This window comes from Actinoplanes sp. NPDC051633 (assembly GCF_040681735.1).
In the GTDB taxonomy this organism is placed as follows: Bacteria; Actinomycetota; Actinomycetes; order Mycobacteriales; family Micromonosporaceae; genus Actinoplanes.
Window position 1 is genome coordinate 1 of the sequence record NZ_JBFAZH010001737.1, and the last position, 1,178, is coordinate 1,178.

Annotated in this window: 1 pseudogene; it reads left to right on the top strand. The window is 78.0% G+C overall.

Annotated elements, in window-relative coordinates:
• Positions 1 to 1,178: pseudogene (locus AB0M20_RS44780) on the top strand (SWIM zinc finger family protein); the annotation flags it as partial.

Consider the following 1,178-nt stretch of genomic DNA (forward strand, 5'->3'; position numbering starts at 1 on the left):
CCGGTGGCGGCACAGATGCGGGTCCGCCGCCGCGAGGAGCGGGTCGCCGGCGGCATGGCCGAGCTGCGCCGCTGGCTCGACGATCAGGTGCAGCAAGGGCTGGCGGCGGCGGAGGGCGCCGGCTACCGGCCGTTCGAGACGATGGCCGCGCGGCTCGTGGACGCGCAGGCGCCGGCCGCCGCGGCCGCGGTGCGCCGGATGGGCGGCATCGTCGGCATCGGGCCGCAGTGGGCCGACCGGCTGCTCGGCGAGATGGGGCTGCTGCGGCTGCTGGTCGCCGGTCACGATCGGCTCGCCGAGCTGCCGCCCGGGCCGGCCGCGACCGTCCGCACCCGGATCGGCTTCCCGGTGAGCAGCGAGGACGTGCTGGCCGGGCCGCGGACCCGCGATCGCTGGCAGGTGCTCGGGCTGGTCGACTCCGACGACGGCACGCTGATGTCGCGCCGGATCTGGCTGCGCGGCGCGTCGACCGGGCGGTTCGCGCTGCTGCTGTCGTTCGCCGCCGCCGGGCAGAGCCTGCAGTCCGACGTCGTGCCCGGCACCGAGCTCGACGCCGACCTGACCTTCTATCCCGGCGCGTTCCCGCTGCGCGCGTGGTTCGCCGAGCGGCACGGCGTGACGGCGGTGACCGTGCCGTCCGCGCTGGGCGTGGCCGACGCGCTGGCCGGGTGGTCGGCGGCACTGGCCGCCGAGCCGTGGCGGCACGACGTGCCGGTGCTGCTCGGCGGGGTGCGACCGGCGGCCGAGGGTTGGCTGGTCGATCTCACCGGTGCGGCGTTGCCGCTCGCGCCCGGGCACCGCGACGCCTGGTGGCTGCTGGCCGCGGCCGGTGGACAGCCCGCGACCGTGGCCGCGGAGTGGTCGTCCTCCGGGTTGCGCCCACTGAGCGCCTGGGTCGACGGTCACTTCGTGGAGGCCGGCGAGGCGATGCCCGACGGCGGGCCGCGCCGCGGGCCCGAGCTGCCACCCGACCTCCTGGCCGCGGCCCTGGTCGGGTCCGCACGCCGCCCCTGGCAGGCGACCTCGGTGACGGTCGGCGGGCAGGTTCTGCACACCGGCGGCGCCTCGCTCCTGGAGACCGCCGCGGCGGCGGTGATCTATCACCGCGCCGGGGTTGCCGCCGAGCACGGGCACGAGCCCATCGCGGCCGCACCGGCCGAGACCAGTCCCCCGCTGCC